This is a genomic window from Alkalidesulfovibrio alkalitolerans DSM 16529, assembly GCF_000422245.1.
Taxonomy (GTDB): domain Bacteria; phylum Desulfobacterota; class Desulfovibrionia; order Desulfovibrionales; family Desulfovibrionaceae; genus Alkalidesulfovibrio; species Alkalidesulfovibrio alkalitolerans.
Genome location: NZ_ATHI01000029.1, coordinates 55,798 through 75,483, shown reverse-complemented (window position 1 = coordinate 75,483; position 19,686 = coordinate 55,798). Strand labels below are relative to the sequence as shown.

General features: G+C 64.2%; 19 protein-coding genes. 16 read left to right on the top strand and 3 right to left on the bottom strand.

Going from position 1 to position 19,686, the window contains the following annotated elements:
- The first annotated feature begins 27 nt into the window (after nt 1–27).
- The 7 genes from guaA to DSAT_RS11715 all read left to right on the top strand — a co-directional run bounded on the left by guaA (nt 28) and on the right by DSAT_RS11715 (nt 5,322).
- Nucleotides 28–1,578, top strand: a complete 1,551-nt coding sequence (gene guaA / locus DSAT_RS11745; RefSeq protein WP_020887739.1) for a glutamine-hydrolyzing GMP synthase — start codon at nt 28–30, stop codon at nt 1,576–1,578.
- A gap of 24 nt (nt 1,579–1,602) precedes the next feature.
- A complete protein-coding gene (gene tatB, locus DSAT_RS11740; protein WP_020887738.1) occupies nt 1,603–1,947 on the top strand; it encodes a Sec-independent protein translocase protein TatB in 345 nt (114 codons plus the stop codon).
- A 296-nt stretch (nt 1,948–2,243) separates the two neighbouring features.
- The gene (tatC, locus tag DSAT_RS11735; protein ID WP_040371220.1) at nt 2,244–3,014 is read left to right on the top strand and encodes a twin-arginine translocase subunit TatC; all 771 of its coding nucleotides are present in this window, start codon (nt 2,244–2,246) and stop codon (nt 3,012–3,014) included.
- Between the two features lie 60 nt (nt 3,015–3,074).
- Nucleotides 3,075–3,665, top strand: coding sequence for an imidazoleglycerol-phosphate dehydratase HisB (gene hisB, locus DSAT_RS11730; RefSeq protein ID WP_020887736.1), 591 nt, complete (start codon nt 3,075–3,077; stop codon nt 3,663–3,665).
- Nucleotides 3,665–4,360, top strand: a complete 696-nt coding sequence (locus DSAT_RS11725) for a hypothetical protein (protein WP_020887735.1) — start codon at nt 3,665–3,667, stop codon at nt 4,358–4,360. The genes hisB and DSAT_RS11725 overlap by 1 nt, the downstream gene beginning before the upstream one ends.
- Nucleotides 4,357–5,088, top strand: a complete 732-nt coding sequence (hisA, locus tag DSAT_RS11720; RefSeq protein ID WP_020887734.1) for a 1-(5-phosphoribosyl)-5-[(5-phosphoribosylamino)methylideneamino]imidazole-4-carboxamide isomerase — start codon at nt 4,357–4,359, stop codon at nt 5,086–5,088. The genes DSAT_RS11725 and hisA overlap by 4 nt, the downstream gene beginning before the upstream one ends.
- 27 nt (nt 5,089–5,115) lie before the next feature.
- Nucleotides 5,116–5,322, top strand: a complete 207-nt coding sequence (locus tag DSAT_RS11715) for a heavy-metal-associated domain-containing protein (protein ID WP_020887733.1) — start codon at nt 5,116–5,118, stop codon at nt 5,320–5,322.
- A gap of 86 nt (nt 5,323–5,408) precedes the next feature.
- Here the strand turns inward: DSAT_RS11715 and DSAT_RS11710 are convergent, their stop codons facing one another.
- Both DSAT_RS11710 and upp read right to left on the bottom strand, forming a co-directional pair.
- Nucleotides 5,409–6,650, bottom strand: coding sequence for a uracil-xanthine permease family protein (locus DSAT_RS11710; RefSeq protein ID WP_020887732.1), 1,242 nt, complete (start codon nt 6,648–6,650; stop codon nt 5,409–5,411).
- A gap of 31 nt (nt 6,651–6,681) precedes the next feature.
- Complete coding sequence (gene upp / locus DSAT_RS11705) at nt 6,682–7,308, bottom strand: uracil phosphoribosyltransferase (protein WP_020887731.1); 627 nt, start codon at nt 7,306–7,308, stop codon at nt 6,682–6,684.
- 259 nt (nt 7,309–7,567) lie between these two features.
- On the opposite strand from upp, the gene coaE reads away from it, so the two are divergent.
- The 7 genes from coaE to hgcB all read left to right on the top strand — a co-directional run bounded on the left by coaE (nt 7,568) and on the right by hgcB (nt 14,308).
- The gene (coaE, locus tag DSAT_RS11700) at nt 7,568–9,208 is read left to right on the top strand and encodes a dephospho-CoA kinase (protein ID WP_020887730.1); all 1,641 of its coding nucleotides are present in this window, start codon (nt 7,568–7,570) and stop codon (nt 9,206–9,208) included.
- Nucleotides 9,205–9,933, top strand: a complete 729-nt coding sequence (locus DSAT_RS11695) for a rhomboid family intramembrane serine protease (RefSeq protein ID WP_020887729.1) — start codon at nt 9,205–9,207, stop codon at nt 9,931–9,933. The genes coaE and DSAT_RS11695 overlap by 4 nt, the downstream gene beginning before the upstream one ends.
- A 117-nt stretch (nt 9,934–10,050) precedes the next feature.
- Nucleotides 10,051–10,821: an ABC transporter ATP-binding protein gene (locus DSAT_RS11690; RefSeq protein WP_020887728.1), complete on the top strand. Its 771-nt coding sequence runs from the start codon at nt 10,051–10,053 to the stop codon at nt 10,819–10,821.
- Nucleotides 10,822–10,833: 12 nt separating this feature from the next.
- Entirely contained in the window at nt 10,834–11,991 is a 1,158-nt protein-coding gene (locus tag DSAT_RS11685) for a SufB/SufD family protein (protein ID WP_020887727.1), read from the top strand.
- A 306-nt stretch (nt 11,992–12,297) separates the two neighbouring features.
- Complete coding sequence (locus DSAT_RS11680) at nt 12,298–12,609, top strand: ArsR/SmtB family transcription factor (RefSeq protein ID WP_201764142.1); 312 nt, start codon at nt 12,298–12,300, stop codon at nt 12,607–12,609.
- 152 nt (nt 12,610–12,761) lie between these two features.
- Entirely contained in the window at nt 12,762–14,009 is a 1,248-nt protein-coding gene (gene hgcA / locus DSAT_RS11675; RefSeq protein WP_250697582.1) for a mercury methylation corrinoid protein HgcA, read from the top strand.
- A complete protein-coding gene (gene hgcB, locus DSAT_RS11670; RefSeq protein ID WP_020887724.1) occupies nt 14,009–14,308 on the top strand; it encodes a mercury methylation ferredoxin HgcB in 300 nt (99 codons plus the stop codon). The genes hgcA and hgcB overlap by 1 nt, the downstream gene beginning before the upstream one ends.
- A 68-nt stretch (nt 14,309–14,376) precedes the next feature.
- Here hgcB and DSAT_RS11665 read toward each other — a convergent pair whose 3' ends face one another.
- Nucleotides 14,377–14,718: a DMT family protein gene (locus DSAT_RS11665; RefSeq protein WP_020887723.1), complete on the bottom strand. Its 342-nt coding sequence runs from the start codon at nt 14,716–14,718 to the stop codon at nt 14,377–14,379.
- A gap of 292 nt (nt 14,719–15,010) precedes the next feature.
- Here DSAT_RS11665 and carB point away from each other — a divergent pair, with 292 nt between their 5' ends.
- Both carB and purF read left to right on the top strand, forming a co-directional pair.
- Nucleotides 15,011–18,244 carry a carbamoyl-phosphate synthase large subunit gene (gene carB, locus DSAT_RS11660; RefSeq protein WP_020887722.1) on the top strand — a complete coding sequence of 1,078 codons (3,234 nt, stop codon included), beginning with the start codon at nt 15,011–15,013 and terminating at the stop codon, nt 18,242–18,244.
- Nucleotides 18,245–18,267: 23 nt separating this feature from the next.
- On the top strand, nt 18,268–19,674 hold the full coding sequence (purF, locus tag DSAT_RS11655) for an amidophosphoribosyltransferase (RefSeq protein WP_020887721.1): 1,407 nt from the start codon (nt 18,268–18,270) through the stop codon (nt 19,672–19,674).
- Nucleotides 19,675–19,686 lie beyond the last annotated feature (12 nt).

Sequence of the window (19,686 nt, the reverse complement as noted above, 5' to 3'; positions counted from 1 at the left end):
CAACACCGTTTCCCAGGAATCATACGCATGGAACAGTTCGATCGCGTCGTCATTCTCGATTTCGGTTCGCAATACACCCAACTTATCGCGCGCCGGGTGCGCGAGGCCGGGGTCTTTTCGGAGATTTATCCCTGCACCATCGCTCCGGAAGAATTGAAGGCTCTCGACCCCAAGGCCGTCATCCTCTCTGGAGGTCCGGCCAGCGTCCTCGACGCCGATTCGCCCGGACTTGAGCGTAGCCTGCTCGACCTGGGCGTGCCCGTGCTCGGCATCTGCTACGGCATGCAACTCCTCTCCCACTCGCTCGGGGGCAAGGTCACGCGGGCCAAGGACCGCGAGTATGGCCGCGCCGATCTGGAACTGATCGCGCCAAGCGTGCTTCTGGATGGGTTGCGTTCTTCGCACAGCCACAAAGTCTGGATGTCGCACGGCGATCACGTCGAGACCGCGCCCGAGGGTTTCACGGTCATCGCCCGCACGCCGTCCGTGCCCATCGCGGCCATGGCCTGCGACGAGAAGCGCATCTACGCCCTGCAGTTCCATCCCGAGGTCGCGCATACGGACGACGGCGAGATCATCCTGCACAATTTCCTCTTCAAGATCGCGAACGTGAAGCCGGGCTGGACCATGGCCTCGTTCGTGGAATCCACCGTGGCCGACCTGCGCGAGAAGATCGGCGACGCGCGCGTGATCTGCGGCCTTTCGGGCGGCATAGATTCCACCGTCGTCGCGCTGTTGCTGCACAAGGCCATCGGCAAGCAGTTGACCTGCATCTTTGTGGACAACGGTCTTTTGCGCATGAACGAGCGTGAGGAGGTCATCGGCTATCTCGAACGCCATTTCGACCTCAACCTCGTGACCGTGGACGCGGCCGAGCGCTTCCTGTCGCTTTTGGCCGGAGTCGAGGATCCGGAAAAGAAGCGCAAGACCATCGGTTACACCTTCATCGAGGTCTTCGACGAGGAAGCGGCCAAGATCACGGACGTGAAGTACTTGGCCCAGGGCACCCTGTATCCGGACGTCATCGAATCCGTGTCTTTCAAAGGCGGGCCCTCGGCGGTCATCAAGAGCCACCACAACGTGGGCGGCTTGCCCGAGAAGATGAATCTTTCCCTGGTGGAGCCGTTGCGCGAGTTGTTCAAGGACGAGGTGCGCAAGGTCGCCATGGAGTTGGGGCTGCCCGACTACATCATCTGGCGTCATCCCTTCCCCGGCCCCGGCCTGGCCATTCGCGTCATCGGTGAGATCACGACCGAACGCCTGGAGATCCTGCGTCAGGCCGACCGCATCGTGCAGCAGGAACTTTTGGCCACGGACTGGTACCGTAAGGTCTGGCAGGGTTTCGCCGTGTTGTTGCCGCTGAAGACCGTAGGCGTCATGGGCGACGACCGCACCTATGAGCACGTCATCGCGCTTCGCATCGTGGACAGCATCGACGCCATGACCGCGGACTGGACGCGCCTGCCCACGGAGATCCTGGCCCGCATCTCGAACCGGATCATCAACGAGGTCAAGGGCGTCAACCGCGTCGTCCTCGACATCTCGTCTAAACCGCCTAGCACCATCGAGTGGGAGTAGGGCGGAAACTTCCCGGGAGTTCCCATGTTCGGCATCGGCCAGTTTGAACTGCTGATCATCATCGTCGTCGCGCTCATCGTCATCGGTCCCGGTAAACTGCCGGACATGATGCGCACCATCGGCAAGGGCTTCGCCGAGTTCAAGCGCGTTTCGAGCGACGTCAAGCAGACCTTCGACTTGGAGGTGCGCAAGGCGGAGGTCGAAGCGCGAGACAAGGAAGAAGCCGTCAAAAAGAAAGCCGCCGCCCGCAAGGAGCCTCCGGCTGCGGAGCCGAAGACGGAGGTCGAAAGCGCTCCTACCGAGGTCGCGTCGGCCGACGAGCCGAAGGCTGAGGCCAAGACATCCGCCACGCCCGGAGACAAGGCATGAGCAAGCCCTCGGGCAACGACCAGGAACCGCGTGAGGGTGCCCCCGAATCCTCTTTGGAATCCACCGCGGAGGAGGCGTCTTCGGAGCTTGCCACAGACTCTACGAGCGAGGGTGCCGCGACAGACGGCCCTGCCGGAGAGGGGGACGAGTCCGGGGGGGGGGGCGCGTCCGGCAAGCCGTCTTCGGAGCAGGGCGGCGATGGGGCGGACGCGCCTGCCGAGCGTCCGGACGGCGAGCCCGCCAAGACCGGCGAAGAGAGTGAATCCGACGAGGGCGAAGAGGCCGAACCGGCCCGCATGTCGCTCCTCGAACATCTTGGTGAACTGCGCACCCGGCTTGTGCGCTGCGTCATCGCCGCGTTTGTGGGCCTTATCGCCTGCTGGGGCTTCAAGGAGCGCATCCTCGACGTGCTCATGGAGCCCATGCTCAAGGTGCTTGAAGCCAGCGGCCAGACCCACTTCATCTATCTTCAGCCCGCCGAGGCTTTCTTCACCTACGTCAAGGCCAGCTTTCTCGGCGGCCTAATTCTGACAAGCCCGTATCTTTTCTACCAGTTGTGGTCGTTCATCGCTCCAGGGCTGTACCCTCACGAGCGCAAGTGGCTGATTCCCATAGCTCTTTTCTCTGCCCTGCTGTTCGTTTCAGGGGCTTGTTTCGGATATTTCGTGGTCTTCCCCGTGGGTTTCGACTATTTTGCCAGTTTCATCAGCCCGCAGCTTCAATTCCTGCCCGCGCTGGCCACCTATTTCGGCTTTGCCGTGAAGATGCTGCTAGCTTTCGGCTTGATCTTCGAAATGCCGCTCTTCATCCTTTTCCTGGCCAGGCTCGGCATGGTCACGGCGGCGGGCATGCGGCGCATGCGGCGCTACAATATCCTTATCATCTTCATCGTGGCGGCCATCCTGACGCCGCCAGACCCCTTCTCGCAGACGCTCATGGCCCTGCCGCTGCTCGTACTTTACGAGATCAGCATCTATGTGGCTTCCATCTTCGGTCGCAAGGCTCCGGAAAAGGAAGAAAAAGAGGACGAAGAGGCCAAGGAGGAGCGGGCTGGCGAGGAGGCGTGAGCGCGCGGCCTTGTCTTGGCCGTGGATTCCTGTCATTTTTTGCGATACCAGGGAAGAACGATGCACGAACGTTTTGCCGCAATCGACCGCCAGACCAGGGAAACGTCCATCCAGTTGAAACTCGCCATCGACGGCGCGGGAACCACGGACATTTCCACAGGATTCGGCTTTGCCGACCACATGTTGACCTTGTTCGCCTTCTGGGGGGGGCTCGACCTGCACGTCGTCTGCACCGGCGATATGGAGATCGACGCCCACCACAGTCTGGAGGACGTGGGGCTGACCCTTGGACAGGCCTTTGCCCAGGCCTTGGGCGGCAAGGAAGGCATCGAGCGCGTGGGATTCGCCAAGGTGCCCATGGACGAGGCCTTGTCCGAGGTCTGCATTGACATCTCGGGCCGCCCCTATTTCGTTTATCTGGGCGACGATCTCCTGCCACCGGTCATTGCCGGGCAGGAGAAGGATCTCTGGCGCGAATTCTTCAAATCCTTCGCCTACAAGGCGAACCTCAATCTGCACATCCGCTTTGAATATGGGACCAACGGGCACCACCTGCTCGAATCCGCCTTCAAAGGATTGGGCTTGGCCGTTCGCGCGGCCGTGGCCCGTTCCCGCCGGGGCGTCACCAGCACCAAAGGGAGTCTCGACTGATGCCACGTCTCACCCTCTGCGGCCTTCTCATGGCGCTTCTCCTCGCTGGGTCTATGGCCGGATGCGCCAAGGAACCGCCCCCGCCCCGCGACGTCACCGTGAACAAGACGCTGGCCGTGGCCGGATTTTCCAACCCGCGCCATGAATGGGAGTTGCTCGCCGGGTGCGATCCCTCCATGTGCAACATCGTGGACCCCGAAATACTGATGCGGCTCAACCTCGTCATGGAAGAGGAATTGAGGAACCAGGGTCGCACGTTCGTCGAGCGTCAGATTGTCAGGCGTTGCCAGGAGACGGTGGAGTTCGTGGAGACGGGCGGATCGAATCAGGCTCAGGCCTTGAATTATTGGATCCGCGTGGGTGAATGCGTGGGCACGGACTATCTGCTTTTGCCCCAGCTCATGTATTTCCGCGACCGTGAGGGCGGCGAATGGGGTGTGAACAAACCTTCGAGCGTCATTATGTACGTCTATCTGCTCGACGTCGGCAACAAGGGCGTGGCGCGACGGTTTGTCTTCGACGAGACGCAGGAGGCGCTGTCCGCGAACCTTCTGGAGGCGGGCAAGTTCTTCGAACGCGGCGGCAAATGGATATCGGCCGACGAGATGGCCACTGAGGCCATCAAAGCCGCGATCAGGAGGCTTGGCTTGGCCGATCCAGCCAGGACGACCTCTTCGGGGAGGCAGGCGCAGTGATCCTTTTCCCCGCGGTTGACATCCAGGACGGCCGCTGTGTCCGCCTGCGTCAGGGCAGAAAGGACGACGTCACGGTATTTGGCGACGATCCCGTGGCCCAGGCCCGGCATTGGGTCGATCTAGGCGCGCGTTTTCTGCACATCGTGGACTTGGACGGCGCGTTCGACGGCCATCCCGTGAATTTCGACCTGGTGCGCCGCATGTGCCAGGAGTTCTCCGTGCCCGTGCAACTCGGCGGAGGCATCCGCGATCTGGCCACGGCCAAGGCCTATGTCGAGGCCGGCGTCACGCGCCTGATCATCGGCACCCTGGCCCTGGAAGACCCTGAAGCGTTCGAAACCATGTGCCGGGTTTTGCCGGGCAGAATCGGCGTTTCGCTCGACGCCGTGGATGGCCGCCTCAAAACCAAGGGGTGGGTGGCGGACGCCGGACTGACCGTGGACGACGTTTTGCCCCGTCTCGCCGAACAGGGCGCGGCCTTCGTGGTCTACACCGACATCAGCCGCGACGGCATGCACGCCGGGGTCAATGTGGAGGCCATGGAGCGGCTGTGCACATCCACCTCCCTGCCTGTGGTGGCGGCCGGAGGCGTGACCAATCTCGACGACCTCAAGGCTCTGTGGCCGCTTCGCGGCAAAGGCTTGGAAGGCGTCATCACCGGCCGGGCCATCTACGAGGGCACGCTCGATTTCGCGGCCGCCATGGCCTGGATCGAGTCACAACATTAGACGCGGCGATCTGCAAGGAGACGTTTCATGGCCAAGCGCACCATCACCGTGAAAGGCATGAGCTGCGGCCATTGCGTGGCCGCCGTCAGCGAGGCCCTGTCCAAGATCCCCGGCGTCTCCGACGTCACGGTCGATCTGACCTTCGGGACGGCCACGTTCAGCGAGGCCGCGCCCGTCGATGCGAAAGTCCTGAAGGACGCCATCGAGAAGATCGGCTTCGAGTTCGTGGGCTGACGCACTAGAGATTTATTCTTCATGAGAAAGGCCCCGTCTTTTGAACGAAGACGGGGCCTTTCTGCGTGCGTTATCGAAAACCTGCGCTACTCGTCGTCGCGGTCGGGCAGGATCAGGTTCAGGGTCACGCCCAGGATGGCCGCGAGGCCGATGCCGCCCAGGCGGAACTCGGGGCCGAAGGGCAGGCTCATGCCGCCCATGCCCATGATGATCACCACGGCCACGATGGTCAGGTTGCGCGGCCTGAGCAGGTCCATGCGCGAGCGCACCAGCGAGTTCATGCCAACTACGGTGATGGCGCCGAAGAGCAGCACCATGATGCCACCCATGACCGGCACCGGGATGGTCGAAAGCACCGCGCCAAGCTTGCCCACGAAGGCCAGCGCGATGGCGCAGATGGCGGCCCAGGTCATGATCGCTGGGTTGAAGACCTTGGTCAGGGCCACCGCGCCGGTGACTTCGGAGTAGGTGGTGTTGGGCGGGCCGCCGAGCATGGAGGCCATGGAGGTGGCAAGACCGTCGCCGAGCATGGTGCGATGGATGCCAGGCTTTTCCACGTAGTTTTTGCCCGTCACCTGGCCCACGGCCAGGACGTCGCCGAAGTGCTCGATGGCCGGGGCGATGGCCACCGGCACGATGAACAGGATGGCCTCCCAGTTCCATTGCGGGGCCACGAAGTTGGGCAGGGCGATCCAGGGCGCGGCGGCCACGGGATCGAAGGAGACGAGGCCGAAGACCAGAGAGAGCGCGTAGCCCACGACGATGCCCGACAGGATGGGCACGAGGCGGAACATGCCCTTGCCGTAGAGGGAGACGAACACGGTTGTGGCCAGGGACGCGATGGAGATGAACAGGGCCGTGCCCTCGGGCACGAGTTGCAGCGAGCCGTCACCGGTCTTGCCCATGGCCATGTTCACGGCCACCGGCGCGAGGATGAGTCCGATGGTCATAATCACCGGGCCGATGACGATGGGCGGCAGCAGGCGCTCCAGCACGCGCGTGCCGAACTTGTGGATGAGCGCGGCGAAGACCACGTAGAGCAGACCTGCGGCGGCAAGACCGCACATGGTCTGGGGAATGCCCCATGTCTGCACGCCGTAGATGATCGGGGCGATGAAGGCGAAGGACGAGGCCAGGAACACTGGCACGCGGCCGCCGGTGATGACCTGGAACAACAGCGTTCCCGCGCCAGCCGTGAACAGGGCCACGTTGGGGTCGAGTCCGGTGAGGAGCGGCACCAGAACCAGGGCGCCGAAGGCCACGAAGAGCATCTGCGCGCCGAGCAGGCTGTCGCGAAGGCGGAAGGCGTAGTCGCTGGACGAGTTCATGTCGAAGGCCTCCGGGAAGTTGAGGTTTCCGCTACTTGGTGCCGAAGATTCTGTCGCCTGCGTCGCCCAGGCCGGGAATGATGTAGCCATTCTCGTTCAGCCGCTCGTCGATGGCGGCCACATAGACCTCCACATCGGGATGCTTGGCTTCGAGTCGCTTGATGCCTTCGGGCGCGGCCACTAGGAAGAGGCCCTTGATGGAGGTGCAGCCCGCTTCCTTGAGGATGTCTATGGTGGCGATGAGGGTGCCGCCCGTGGCCAGCATGGGATCGAGGATGATGGCTGTGCGCTTTTCGATCTGACTGGCCAGCTTCACGTAGTAGCGCACGGGCTCCAGCGTGTCCTCGTTGCGGTACAGGCCGACCACGCTGACCTTGGCGCTGGGCATCATGTCCATGACGCCGTCGAGCATGCCCAGGCCCGCGCGCAGGATGGGCACGATAGTCACCTTCTTGCCCTTGATGTGCTCCACCTCGACCGGTCCGGCCCAACCTTGGACCACGGCCTTTCGCGTTTCGAAATCCTTGGTGGCCTCGTAGGTCAGGAGGCGGGCGACCTCGCTGGCCAGGGCTCGAAAATGTTTGGTGCTGATGCCTTCCTCGCGCATGATGCCGAGTTTGTGCCTGACCAGCGGATGGTCCACAACGATGACGGGCACGCACGCCTCCTTCGGTTACTGTTCGAAATAAACGAGTGAATCCAATAAGATGGGAGCGCAGGTGAGCCCTTGCGGTCACGTCCCGCCCGGTTGTACTGGCATGGGGGAAGCATGGTCAAGTCCTCAAATGGGGGGCATGGAGGCTGATGACGAAAAACGCGCGGCATGGCATGGTGCCCGCATGACACGACATCATCTTTCAGGACCCGCCACGCTTGGCTGTGAAGCGGAGAGTAAGGTTGCATCGGAGTCCCCGACCGTGCTGCTTTACACGGGCGAGGCTCCTGTCACCGCCACGGGTGCGCGGCTCGACGCCGTGCTTGCCGAGGCTTTGGCCAAAACCGGCGTCTCGCGCTCCAGGGTGCAGGAATACATCCGCCAGGGCCTGGCCCTGATTGACGGCGCGACAATGAAAAAGCCCAACGCCAAGGTCTACGGCGGCGAACGGCTCGAACTTCACGGCCGACCGACCGTCTCACGCCTTGCCCCGGCTAGGCGCGGGGTTCGGGTGCTTTACAGCGACCACGCCCTGGCTGTGGTGGACAAGCCCGCCGGGCTGACCACCCATCCCGCGCCGGGCATCAGCGAAGAGACGCTCGTGCACCGGCTGTTGCACGACTTTCCCGAGCTTTCCGCCCAGGAAGGCGAGAGGCCGGGCATCGTGCACCGCCTGGACAAGGACACTTCCGGGCTGATCCTGACGGCGCTCTCGGACCGCGCGCGCCTCTCCCTGGCCGAGGCCTTCGCTCGGCGCGAGACGTGCAAGGTCTACCTGGCCCTGGCCCACGGCGTTCCGAAACCGCCGAAAGGGTTCGTCGAGGCCCCGGTCGGCCGCGATCCGGGCAGCCGCACGCGCATGGCCGTGGTGGAGAAGGGCGGCCGCGAAGCCCGCTCGGACTACGAAACGGTGTGGACAAGCCCGGACAGGGTCGTTTCGCTCGTGGCCATCCGCATCCACACCGGCCGCACGCACCAGATCCGAGTGCACATGGCCCATCTGGGCCATCCCTTGTGGGGCGACGCGGTTTATGGCTCGCGCCAATGGGCCGAGGTACGCCGCGCGAATCCCCTCCTTGGCAAGCTGGCCAACCGCCAGATGCTGCACGCCTTCTCCCTGGCCTTTCCCCATCCGGATGACGGACGCAGGCTGTGTTTTCGTTCGCCGCCGCCGGTGGATTTCCGCCGCCTGCCGCTCTACCTGATGCGCAAGGTGCAGCGCGTGGCCGTGGTCGGCCTGCCCGGCGCGGGCAAGTCCGCCCTGTGCCGCCTTTTGGCCGGGATGGGGCTACCCGTGTTCAGCGCGGACGAGGCCGTTGCGCAGGAATACCAGCCCGGCGCAGACGGCTGGCATCTTTTGCGCGGCCGCTTCGGGGAGCGCTTCGTACCCGACGAGGAGGCACCCGTGGACCGCCGCGCCTTGTTCGCGGCCATGCGCGAGGACGAAAGGGTGCGGCGCGAGGTGGAGGAAGTCGTCCATCCCCTGGTCCGCCACCGGATGCGGACCTTTTTTGCCGGACATGTCTCGCGCGGCGCCGCCGTGGCTGAGGTGCCGCTGTTTTTGGAGAAGGGCTGGAAGGACGAGGCCGACGTCGTGCTCTGCGTGAGCGCTGCGGATGACGTGCGGGCCGCGCGGCTGGCCGTGCGCGGTGTGGACCCCGAGACCGCGGCCTGGCTCGCGGCCTGGCAGTGGCCCGCCGCGCGCAAGGAAAGCGCCGCCGACATCGTGGTGCGAAACGACGGCGGCCTGGACGAGTTGGCCGAAGAAGCTGCGCGCGCCGTCAGCGAGCTTCGCGCCATGCGGGTTGCGGTCATGCGCGGGCTTTGGGAGCGCCTGGCCCGGTTTTGGCGAGGGGAGGGCGTTCCCTTCTGCGCCGAGGGCGACGCGGACGACGCGACATGATCCCGCTCAGGGACAGCATCCCCAACGTGCACCGGCCCGTGGCCGTGTGGCTTCTGCTTGCCCTGAACGCGGCGGCCTTTCTCTTTACGTTGCATCTCACTCCGCAGGGCATGAATCAGCTCGCCCATCTTTTCGGGGTCATCCCGGCGCGCTACACGCATCTTCCGCTGGGTTCGGTCACGGGCAGCGTGCTGTGGGACGTTGCGCCGCTTCTGACCTACATGTTCCTGCACGCCGGCTTTATGCACTTCCTGATCAACATGTGGTCGCTATGGATCTTTGCGGACAACGTGGAGGACGTCATGGGGCCGGGGCGGTTCCTGCTCTTCTACGTGCTGTGCGGACTGGCCGCCCTGGCCACGCACATAGTCTTTCATCCGTCCTCCACCGTCCCGGTTGTCGGCGCTTCGGGAGCGGTGGCCGGAGTCATGGGGGCCTATTTCGTGCTCTATCCCCACGGGCGGGTGCTGACCCTGATCCCGATTTTCATCTTTCCCTGGATCGTGGAGATCCCGGCCATCCTGTTCCTTGGGCTGTGGTTCGTGCTCCAGTTTGTATCCGGCCTGATGGACGCGACCACGCCCGGCGACGGTTCCGGCATCGCCTTTTGGGCCCATGCGGGCGGTTTCGCCGCAGGCATGCTGCTTATCCCCGTCTTCAGGATAAGGAGACGCTGCTATTACTGCTTCAACCGCGTTTCCCGCCGGTACGAGCGCGAACGCTAGTCAGCCGTTTGTTGTTTTTGTTAAATATGGCGTATGGGCCTGTCAGGGGTTGCCCAGGGGGCCGCGACAGGGTATCGCCTCAAAACTTTCCGCGTCTTGCGCACAAGTGAGGACCGTATGCTGCACATCGAAAATCTGCACGTGAAGATCGAGGAGCGCGAAGTGCTCCGGGGCATCGATCTGCACATCAATCCCGGCGAAACGTTCATTCTTTTCGGCCCCAACGGCTCGGGCAAGACGAGCCTCCTGATGACCCTCATGGGATTCGGCAACTATACCGTCACCAAGGGACGCATCATCTTCAGGGGGCAGGACATCACCCACGCCCCCACCTATGAGCGCGCCCGCCTGGGCCTTGGCATGTCTTTTCAGCGGCCGCCGACCATCCACGGCCTGCCCATACGCCATCTGGTGAACATGTGCGCGCGCGGCCGCGAGATCGACGCCGACTCCCTGGCTCGCAAGGTCAATTTCGACCAGTTCCTGGAGCGCGACGTGAACGCGGGCTTCTCCGGCGGCGAGATCAAGCGCAGCGAACTGCTGCAACTCATGGCCCAGCAGCCGTCGCTGGTGCTTTTCGACGAGCCCGAGTCCGGCGTGGACCTGGAGAACATGGCCCTGATCGGCCGCGTTGTGCGCGAACTTTTGCAGGGCGAGGACAAGCCACGGCCCGACAAGAGCCTTGAGGAACTCAAGCGCACTCGCGAGACCTCGGGGCTCATCATCACCCACACCGGCTACATCCTCGACTATGTCAACGCCGACCGTGGCCAAGTGCTCTACGACGGCCATCTGTGCTGCGAAGCCAGGCCCCGCGACATCCTCGAACACATCCGCAAGTTCGGCTACCAGGAGTGCGTGCGCTGCCTGGACAAGGCCCTGGTCTAAAGGAGCGGCGTCATGAAGCCCATCAATCTCGAAACATTCGAATTCACCGGCCACGAGGCCCAAAAGCTCGGCGACCTGCGCGTTCTGGACGACCACGACAAGGAGCAGTTGCTCATGTCCGGCGTGGACGTGGAGGAGACCGGCCGCAGCGGCAGCTTCCTGCACATGGACCATTCCGGCGCGTACTGTAAAACCTCGCACCCGGGCCTTGAGGTGCTGGACATCAAGGACGCCCTGGCCAAGTACGACGGCCTGACCGACTACTTCTGGAAGCTCGTCGATCCGAACAAGGACGAGGCCACCCGCAAGGCCAACGAGGTGCTGCACGGCGGCTACTTCATCCGGGCCGAAAAGGGCGCGAAGATCGAGGAGCCGGTGCAGTCGTGCCTGTTTATCAAGGCCAACAAGGCCGGGCAGTCCGTGCACAACATCGTCATCGTCGAAGAGGGCGCGGAACTGCACATCATCACCGGCTGCGCCGTCTCGCGCCACACCCAGGAGAGCGCGCACGTCGGCATCTCCGAGTTCTTCGTCAAGAAGGGTGGCAAGCTGACCTTCACCATGATCCACAACTGGGGCGAGAACGTCTCCGTGGTGCCGCGCTCGGCCGGATACGTGGAGGAAGGGGGGCAGTTCCTGAACAACTACGTGCTGCTCAAGCCCGTGAAGTACCTCCAGATGTATCCGACCATCACCCTGGCCGGCAGGGGGGCGCTGGCGCGCTTTAATTCCGTGGTCGTCGCGCCCAAGGGCTCGTACCTGGACATGGGCAACCGCGTGATCATGAACGCGCCCGAGACGCGCTGCGAGATCATCGCCCGGACCATCGCCAGCGGCGGAACCATCGTCAACCGCGGCCACATCCAGGGCAACACCGTGCCCGCCAAGGGGCATCTGGAGTGCAAGGGACTCATCCTCGGCGGAGGCGTGATCCACGCCATTCCTGAACTTGAAGGCACGGTGGAGGGCGTGGAGCTCTCGCACGAGGCGGCCGTGGGCAAGATCGCCCAGGAAGAGATCGAATACCTGACCGCGCGCGGCCTGGACGAGGACGAGGCCACCTCGACCATCGTGCGGGGCTTTTTGAACGTGGACATCATGGGTCTGCCGGACAAGCTGCGCAAGGTGCTGGACAAGACTATCGCGGAATCCGAAAAGGACATGTTCTAACAGACCGCCCTAAAAGCACCATCTGCTGCGTTGCCGCGAAAAGTTCAAATCCTCGCGTATTTGTAATACGCGTCGGCCTTGAACTTTTCTTGCGCCTTGCATCTGGCGCTTTTTGAACGGTCTGCCCAAAAGGAATTCGGCAATAGCCTGCATGAAAAAAATCCGGGCCTGGGCGCATGATGGCGTGTCCAGGCCCGGATTTTTTTTGCACCCGCGCGCGCGAGGCTTTGAGCAAAGTCGGAAAGCGCTCTTCAGAGCGCCGCACTCCTTGACCTCGCATTTTTCATCGCCTATCGTCGAATGGCGATGGATGCCGAAACGAATTCCCTCTCCCTGTCCGACGACGAATTCGCCGCGATGGCCAAGGCTCTGGGGCATCCGGCGCGGGTGGCCATAGTGCGCCATCTGGCAGCCGAGGGGCGTTGCGTCTGCGGCCGTATCGTGGAGATCATGCCGCTCGCCCAGTCCACGGTCAGCCAGCACCTGAAGGTGCTCAAGGAGGCCGGGCTGCTGCTCGGCGAGGTGGAGGGGCCGCGCATCTGCTACTGTCTCGACAGGGAGCGTCTGGCCCGCTTCGCCGCCTGTGCGGCCGGGCTTGACGCCACGGAGAAGCCATGAAACCACTCGATCCCTTTGCCGCGCAACCCGGCCCGGAATCAGCAGGGGCCTGCGGTCCCGGACGATTCACCTGAACTCCACCTCCTCCGCCGGGCGCGGAGACGACTAGCGGCGCATGCGGATGCTCGCCGGATGCGCCGGGCGACCGCACGCTGGTTTCCCCGGCCGCTTTAACTGCCAAGGACTTTGCTGCCTTTACGACCAATATTTCATGCGGAACGAACGGGTCGCCGTGCGGGGCAGGGGATGTGATCGCGCAGGGTGCGCCTGCCGACGACGCGCCGTGCTGAGGCCCCAGGAACGAACTGCCGCCGGAGGCGGCAGGAGAGCGGCCGGGGCTCAGGTCCTGGGATTTCGTGAGTGGCTGGCTGCAAACGCCCGCCGGGCTCGTGCCGAGGGTGCGGTTTGACTGGGCCGCGTCGGACCGCCTGGGCGCGCTGGCCGTGCGCATGGGCATCGGCCGCGACAGCTACCGCATCGCGCCGGGGCTCTACGCCCTGGGTGAGCCGGACGCACAAAGCCCGGTCATCGTGACCTGCAACTACAAGCTGACCTTCGATATCCTTCGCCGTGACCTGGCCGGGCACAGTTGCTGGCTTCTGGTCATCGAGACCTACGGGATCAACGTCTGGTGCGCGGCGGGCAAGCGCAGCTTCTCCACCGCAGAGGTGGCCGCGCGGGTCCGCGCCACGGGGCTCGAACGGATCGTGGAGCACCGCAGGCTCGTCTTGCCCCAGCTTGCCGCGCCCGGCGTGGCCGCCCGCAAACTGCGTGGGCTGTGCGGTTTCGGCGCCGTGTTCGGCCCGGTGCGCTCGCGCGATCTGCCTGCCTTTCTGGGGGCCGGGTTCACGGCCGAGCCGTCTATGCGGCGGGCCGAGTTTCCGCTCGGCGAGAGGCTGACCGTGGCCCTGGTGGAGATGCACGCCGCGCGCAAGTTCATGGCCTGGACCCTGGCGCTCTGCCTTGTGCTGGCCGCGCTCGGGCCGGCCTGGAAGGGCGGTTTTTCGGTCATGGGCCTGCTTGCGGTGGGCCTTGGGGCCTTCGCCATGACCCTGGCGGGGTTCGTCGGGGGCACGTTCGTCACGCCCGCGCTCTTGCGTCTGTTGCCCGGCCGCGCCTTTGCGGCCAAGGGGCTGCTCGCGGGCGCGGCCGTTGGGCTGCCGCTGGCCGTGCTTCTGGCGCGCTCCGTACCCGAGGGGCTGGCCGCGCTGTCGATCTGCGCCGCGTTCTCTTCCTGGTTCGCCATGCACTACACCGGCTCCACGCCGTTCACCTCGCTCTCCGGCGTGGATCGCGAGATGCGGCGCTACATGCCCGCGCAGGGGCTGCTGGCGTTTCTGGCCGTCATGTTGTGGCTGGGCTGGTCCTGGTTCGGCGGCCCGGCTGCTGGAGGTTCGTGATGAGGGATTTCAGGCACCTGGAGAACATCGTCACCCTGGACTACGACCGGGAGAAGTGCATCGGCTGCGGCGCGTGCCCCACGGTCTGCCCGCACGAGGTCTTCGCGCTGCGTGGAGACAAGGCCGAGCTCGTGGACCACGGCGGCTGCATGGAGTGCGGGGCCTGCGCCTTGAACTGTCCGTCCGGGGCCATCACGGTCCGGCCGGGCGTGGGCTGCGCCCAGGCCATCCTCTACGGCTGGCTCTCGCGCGTGCCGCTTCTGCGCCGGGTCGTGGCCCCGGACGCCTGCTGTTCCTGATTACCGCTTGGCAGGTTGGTTGGGGGAAAGGCGCAGACCTGTATCTGAACAGACGTCTTTCGCCATTTCTAATTCCGGAAGATGAAGTAGACCGCCCCGCACAGGCAAAGGCCCGCCCAGACGAAGTCGAGCTTGAAGGGCTGGCCCATGTACCAGATGGAGAAGGGCGCGAAGACCGCCAGGGTGATGACCTCCTGCATGATCTTCAGTTGCGGCAGGCTGAGTTGGGTGTAGCCGATGCGGTTGGCGGGCACCTGGAGCAGGTACTCGAACAGGGCGATGCCCCACGAGACGAGGGCCGCAACGTACCACGGCTTGGCCGCCAGGTTCTTCAGGTGCGCGTACCAGGCGAAGGTCATGAAGACGTTGGACAGCGTGAGCAGGATGACGGTCTTGAGAAGCACGGGCACGGCCGGACTCCGATGGAAAGACGAATCCCCGCCGGAAAGCGGGGTGTGGCCTCATTAGGGCCGACCGCTCGGAGTGTCAATCACCCCGCGAAACAGCGCCCGGCGTGCCTTCCGGGGCGGGTTGGTGCGGGATCGGGAGCGCGCCCCCGCCTTGCTTCTCGGCGGGCTTTGCGCTAGTCTCCCCATGCCTCGCGGGGGGCTGCAAAAAGCCTTGCGGTGTAAGGCTCTATGGCATACACCGCTTCCAGCACATTTCCGGCCCAAGCGCCTCAAACCTCAACTCCTGCCAAACATGCCCAAACGCACCGACATCAAGAAAATCATGCTCATCGGCTCCGGCCCCATCGTCATCGGTCAGGCCTGCGAGTTCGACTACTCCGGCACCCAGGCGATCAAGGCCCTCAAGGAAGAGGGCTACGAGGTCGTGCTCGTCAACTCCAACCCGGCCACGATCATGACCGACCCGGAGTTGGCGGACAAGACCTACATCGAGCCCATCACGCCCGAGGCAGTGATCAAGATCCTGGAGAAGGAGCGGCCCGACGCGCTTTTGCCCACCCTGGGCGGGCAGACCGGCCTGAACACGGCCCTGGCCGTGGCCGAATCCGGGGCGCTTGAGCGGCTCGGCGTGGAACTCATCGGCGCCTCGCAGGTTGCCATCCGCAAGGCCGAATCGCGCGAGGAGTTTCGCGAGGCCATGCAGAAGATCGGCCTGGCCGTGCCGCAATCGGGCATCGCCAGGAACATGGAGGATGTGCGCCGTCTGGGCCAGGAGATCGACTTCCCGATCATCATCCGCCCCGCCTACACTCTGGGCGGCACGGGAGGCGGCGTGGCCTACAACATGGAGGATCTCGAAGAGATCGCCGGGCGCGGCCTGGACGCCTCCATGAAGCGCGAGGTCATGCTCGAACGCTCCGTGCTCGGTTGGAAGGAATTTGAGCTTGAGGTCATGCGCGACTGCGCGGGCAACTGCGTGATCATCTGCTCCATCGAGAACATCGACCCCATGGGCGTGCACACGGGCGACTCCGTGACCGTGGCCCCGGCCCAGACCCTGACCGACGTCGAGTACCAGAAGATGCGCGACGCGGCCATCGCCATCATGAACGAGATCGGCGTGGACACGGGCGGCTCGAACGTGCAGTTCGCGGTCAATCCCGAGAACGGCGAGATGGTGGTCATCGAGATGAACCCCCGCGTCTCGCGTTCCTCGGCCCTGGCCTCCAAGGCCACGGGATTCCCCATCGCCAAGATCGCGGCCAAGCTCGCCGTGGGCTATACCCTGGACGAGATCCCCAACGACATCACGCGCGAGACCATGGCCTCCTTCGAGCCGACCATCGACTACTGCGTGATCAAAATTCCGCGCTTCACCTTCGAGAAGTTCCCCGGTTCCAAGGACTCCCTGACCACGGCCATGAAGAGCGTGGGCGAGACCATGGCCATCGGCCGGACCTTCAAGGAGGCGCTGCAAAAGGGCCTGCGCGGCCTGGAGATCGGCGTGCCGGGCCTGGGCAAGGATTTCGGCGAGCCCGATTGCGACCGCGAGGCCATTTTGACCTCGCTGCGCACGCCCAACTCGCGGCGGCTCTTCGCCGTGCGCCAAGCCATGCGTTGCGGCATGAGCAACGAGGATATTTTCGCGGCCACGGCCATCGATCCCTGGTTCCTGCGCCAGATCCGCGAGATCGTGGAAATGGAGGACGCGCTGCGCGCCTTCGGCCTGACCGAATCCATCTCCCCGGACAACCCCAAGCTCGCGCCCATGCTGCGCGCGGCCAAGGAGATGGGTTTCTCCGACCGTCAGCTGGCCACGATCTGGAAATGGTCCATGCATGACCTCAGGCGGCTGCGCAAGGGCCTGGGCGTCGAGCCGACCTACTACCTGGTGGACACCTGCGCCGCGGAGTTCGAGGCCTACACCCCCTACTACTATTCCACCTACGAGCCCGGCCGCGAGACCTCGCCCGGCGAGGGCCGCAAGGTCGTCATCCTGGGCGGCGGGCCCAACCGCATCGGCCAGGGCATCGAGTTCGACTACTGCTGCTGCCACTCCTCCTTCGCCCTGCGCGAATTGGGCTTTAGGTCCATCATGGTCAACTCCAACCCCGAGACCGTCTCCACGGACTACGACACCTCGGACCGCCTCTACTTCGAGCCGCTGACCTTCGAGGACGTGCTGAACATCATCGAGTTCGAGAAGCCCGAGGGAGTGATCGTCCAGTTCGGCGGCCAGACGCCGTTGAATCTCGCCGTGCCCCTGATGCGCGCGGGCGTGCCCATCCTAGGCACTTCGCCCGACGCCATCGATCGCGCCGAGGACCGCGAGCGCTTCAAGGCCCTGCTCGAAAAACTCGGACTCAGGCAACCCGCCAACGGCTTGGCCAAGTCCTTCGAGGAAGCCAAGCTCATCGCCGGGAACATCGGCTATCCCGTGGTCGTCCGTCCCTCTTACGTGCTGGGCGGCCGGGCCATGGAGATCGTCTACGACGACGCCGAGCTCGAAAACTACTTCCGCGAGGCCGTGGTCGCCTCGCCCGAGCACCCCATCCTGGTGGACAAGTTTCTGCAGAACGCCATCGAGGTGGACGTGGACGCCCTTTCGGACGGCGAGACGACATACGTCGCGGGCATCATGGAGCACATCGAGGAGGCGGGCATCCACTCCGGCGATTCGGCCTGCGTCATCCCGCCGCACACCATCTCCGCCGAAATCCAGGCCGAGATCGACCGCCAGACCGTGGCCTTGGCCTCGGAACTCGGCGTCGTGGGCCTGATGAACATCCAGTTCGCCATCAAGGACGGCGACGTCTACATCCTCGAAGTCAACCCCCGCGCCTCGCGCACATCGCCCTTCGTTTCCAAGGCCACTGGCGTGCCGCTGGCCAAGCTGGCCACGCGGGTCATGATGGGCGAAAAGCTGGCCGACATCGACCCCTGGTCCATGCGCAAGGGCAGCCATATCGCGGTCAAGGAATCGGTCTTCCCCTTCAACCGTTTCCCCGGCGTGGACGTGCTGCTCGGACCCGAGATGCGCTCCACCGGCGAGGTCATGGGCATCGACACGAACTTCGGGCTGGCCTTCATGAAGTCGCAGTACGCAGCGGGGCAGAAGCTGCCCACCGAAGGCACGGTCTTCGTCTCGGTCAACGACCGTGACAAGCCCATGATGCTTAAGACCGTGCAGCTTTTCCGGCAGATGGGCTTCAACGTGGTCGCCACCAGCGGCACCGCGGCCTTTTTGGCCGAGCACGGCATCGAGAGCGAAACCGTGCTCAAGGTCTACGAGGGACGGCCCAACATTTGCGACATGATCAAGAACCGGCGCATCGATTTGGTCATCAACACCGCCAGCGGCAAGAAGACCATCCACGATTCGCGCGATCTGCGGCAGACCACTTTGTTGTACGGCGTGCCCTACACCACGACCATCTCGGGCGCCTGGGCCATGGCCTTGGCCATCCAGGCGTTGCGCGAGTCGGGCATGGCGGTCAAGAGCCTGCAGGAATACTACGGAGCCTAAGGCCCCGGTCCCGGAGGACGGCCATGAGCAAGAAGGAGTATTGCGGGCTCTTCGCCATCTACAATCACGAAGAGGCCGCCCGCATGGCCTATTTCGGCCTGTACGCCCAGCAGCATCGCGGGCAGGAGTCGGCGGGCATCGTCACCTGGGACGGCGAGAAGATTCGCGAGCACAAGGGCATGGGCCTCGTGCCCGACGTCTTCACCGAGCGCCATCTCGGCAAAGAACTCAAGGGCCGCATCGCCGTGGGCCACGTGCGCTATTCCACCACGGGCGCGTCGCTGATCCGCAACGCCCAGCCGTTCCTGGTGCGCTTCGGCAACATCCAGATGGCCATCGCGCACAACGGCAATCTGGTGAACACCCTGGAACTGCGGCGCGAGCTCGAATCCACGGGCTCCATCTTCCAGACCACCATGGATTCCGAGATATTCGTGCACCTCATCGCCCGCCACCTGCACAACGGCGGCGTGGAGCAGGCCATCGCCAAGGCTTGTGAGCGGGTGCGCGGGGCCTATTCTTTGCTTATTCTGGTGAACAACAAGCTGATCGCCGTGCGCGATCCCAACGGCTTTCGGCCGTTGGCGCTCGGCCGCGTGCAGGACGCCCACGTCCTGGCCTCCGAGACCTGCGCCTTCGACCTCCTCGAAGCCGAATACATCCGCCCCCTCGAACCCGGCGAGATGCTGGTCATCGAGAACAAGTGCGTGCGCTCTGTCACCCTGGGCGACCCCGCGCCCACGCGACAGTGCATTTTCGAGCACATCTACTTCGCGCGTCCCGACTCCACGGTTTTCGGCGAAGTCGTCTATGAAAACAGGAAGCGCATGGGGCAGATATTGGCGCGCGAGGCTCCGGTGGACGCCGATTTCGTCATGCCCTTCCCGGATTCGGGCATCTACGCGGCCGTGGGCTTCGGCCAGGAGTCCGGCCTGCCGCTCGAAATGTGCATGATCCGCAACCACTACGTGGGTCGGACCTTCATCCAGCCCTCGCAGACCATGCGCGACTTCTCCACGCGCATCAAGATCAACCCGGTGCGCAACATGATCAAAGGCAAGCGCATCTGCATCGTGGATGACTCCATCGTGCGCGGCACGACCATCCGCAGCCGCGTCAAGAAGCTGCGCGAACTGGGCGCGCGCGAGGTGCACATGCGCGTGTGCTGCCCGCCCATCCGCTTTCCCTGCTTCTACGGCATCGATTTCTCCTCCAAGGGCGAACTCATCGCGGCCAACAACACCGTGGACGAGATCGCCCGCTTCATCGGCCTGGAGTCGCTGCATTACATCTCCGTCGAGGGGCTCTTGAGCTCGGTCCAGGCCAAGGACGCCTGGTGTCTGGCCTGTTTCAACGGCGAGTATCCGGTGGCCGTGCCGCCCGAGAGCGGCAAGGCTTGCCTGGAGAACGAGATCGCCCTGTCCTGGTAACTGGACGAGGGA